General features: G+C 69.7%; 2 protein-coding genes and 1 pseudogene. 1 reads left to right on the forward strand and 2 read right to left on the reverse strand.

The window, feature by feature from the left end:
* Positions 1–524, forward strand: a 524-nt coding sequence (locus ACRDPS_RS02710) for a hypothetical protein (RefSeq protein ID WP_431500080.1), incomplete at its 5' end; no start/stop codon positions are given.
* Between the two features lie 22 nt (positions 525–546).
* Here the strand turns inward: ACRDPS_RS02710 and paaK are convergent.
* Complete coding sequence (gene paaK / locus ACRDPS_RS02715) at positions 547–1854, reverse strand: phenylacetate--CoA ligase PaaK (protein ID WP_431500081.1); 1308 nt, start codon at positions 1852–1854, stop codon at positions 547–549.
* 38 nt (positions 1855–1892) lie between these two features.
* A pseudogene (locus tag ACRDPS_RS02720) lies at positions 1893–2366 on the reverse strand (hypothetical protein); the annotation flags it as partial.

Raw genomic sequence — 2366 nt, forward strand, 5'->3', positions numbered from 1 at the left:
ACAGCCCGTACCCGCCGGCGCAGCTGCACGCCGCCACCGAGGCCGTGCTCGCCGACTCGGGAGTCGCCTGGACGGCTCTGCGCTACGGCTTCTTCGGCAACCTCGACGATCTGCTGGGCCCGTGGCAGCAGACCGGAACGATCGCCAAGCCCGCCGACGGCCCCCTCCCTTGGTCCGATCGCGCAGATCTCGCGGAGGCCGCCGCGGTGGTCCTCACCAGCGACGGCGCCTTCGACGGCCCGGTCACCCTCGTCCCGCCCGGTGCCGTGACCCTCGACGACTTCGCGCGGGCCGCCTCCGAGGTCACCGGCCGCACCATCGAGCGAGTCGTCGTAGACGACGAGCAGTGGGTGGCAGAGCAGATCGCGAACGGCATCCCAGAACCGCTCGCCCGGTTCACGCTCTCCATGTTCCAGGCCACGCGGACCGGCCACTACGCGCAGGGCGACCCGCTGCTGACCGAGCTCCTCGGCCGCGAACCGCGCAGCATCGCCGACCTGCTCGCGGACGAGATCAGGCCCTGACCGACACCGAGCGTGTGGTCCCTCAGCGCCGGGGTCGCTTGTCGACGATCCGGCGCATCTTGCCGAGCGAGCGCTCGACGGTGTCGGGTTGCACGACGTCGACGGAGACGGTGACGCCGATCTTGGCCTTGACCATCCGCTTGAGCTCGGTCCCGGCCACGGCTGCCGCATCGGTGGCCACGCCGTCGCGGTGCTCGACGAGGACGGTGAGGTCGTCGAGGTTTCCGTGACGTGTGAGCACGCACTGGAAGTGCGGCGAGAGAGCCGGCGTGTGCAGGATCAGCTCCTCGATCTGGGTCGGGAACAGGTTGACCCCGCGCAGGATGATCATGTCGTCGGTGCGGCCGGTGATCTTCTCGATCCGGCGCATCGTACGCGCGGTTCCGGGCAGCAGCCGGGTCAGGTCGCGGGTGCGGTAGCGGATGATCGGCATCGCCTGCTTGGTGAGCGAGGTGAGGACCAGCTCGCCCTCCTCACCGTCCGGGACCGGCTGCATCGTCAGCGGGTCGACGACCTCGGGGTAGAAGTGGTCCTCCCAGACGGTCAGCCCGTCCTTGGTCTCGACACACTCGCTGGCGACACCCGGGCCGATCACCTCCGACAGCCCGTAGATGTCCACGGCGTGCATGTCGAGCCGCTGCTCCATCTCCAGACGCATGTCGTTGGTCCACGGCTCGGCGCCGAAGATGCCGACCTTGAGGGAGGTCGAGCGGGGATCGATGCCTTGTCGCTCCATCTCGTCGACGATCGAGAGCATGTACGACGGGGTCACGGTGATGATGTCGGGCCGGAAGTCGCTGATCAGCTGCACCTGCCGCTCGGTCATGCCGCCGGAGCCAGGGACCACGGTGCAGCCGAGCTTCTCGGCTCCCGCGTGCGCGCCGAGGCCACCGGTGAAGAGCCCGTAGCCGTAGGCGTTGTGCAGGATGTCGCCGGCGCGCCCGCCCGCGGCACGGATGCTGCGGGCAACCACCGTCGCCCACACCTCCAGGTCGTCGCGGGTGTAGCCGACGACCGTGGGCCGGCCTGTCGTACCGGACGAGGCATGGACGCGTACGACCTCTTCCCGTGGCACCGCGAACATCTTGAACGGGTAGTTCTCCCGCAGGTCGGCCTTGGTGGTGAACGGCAGCCGGACGACATCATCCAGCGACGTCACGTCGTCGGGTTGGACACCCGCGGCGTCGAAGGATGCCCGGTAGTGCGGGACGTTGTCGTACGCATGACGAACCGACCATCGCAGCCGGTCGAGCTGCAGGCCACGCAGCTCATCGACCGACGCGGTCTCGATGGGCTCAAGATCTCCGGGGCGGGGACTCAGGTCGCGCATGCCCGCAGCGTACGCGACCGACCGACCATTCGGTAGGGCTACCGCGGAAGTCGCTCGGTGGCGAGCTGTCGCGCGGCGTGCTCGGTACTCATCTTCTCGGCGCGGGCGAGGTCGAAGATCTCGTGCAGCGTGTCCCCGATCCCCTCGACGTGCGTGGAGACCTCGGCGGCGTCCCAGCCGAGGACCTCCCGGCCGACCAGGTGGATGGCTCCGCCACCGTTGGCGACGAAGTCCGGCGCCAGCACGATCCCGCGCGCGGCCAGGGTGGCGGCAGCGGACTCGTGGACGAGCAGGTTGTTGGCGGCGCCGGCGACCACCCGGGTCGGGATCGTCGCGGCGTTGTCGTCGTCGATCAGCCCGCCGGTGGCACAGGGCACGAGTACGTCGCACGGCGTGGTCAGCACCTCGTCGACGCCGATGATCTCGGCGTCGAGCTCCGTGCGGGCCAGCTCGCAGCGGTCGGCCTCGACATCGGTGGCGATGACATGGGCACCCTCCGCGGCCACCAGGGC

The organism is Nocardioides sp., from assembly GCF_050699375.1.
Classification (GTDB): domain Bacteria; phylum Actinomycetota; class Actinomycetes; order Propionibacteriales; family Nocardioidaceae; genus Nocardioides.

Bases quoted from the DNA above. Each gene is read 5' to 3' on its own strand.
- paaK (WP_431500081.1), bottom strand. From the start codon at position 1,854: ATGCGCGACCTGAGTCCCCGCCCCGGAGATCTTGAGCCCATCGAGACC.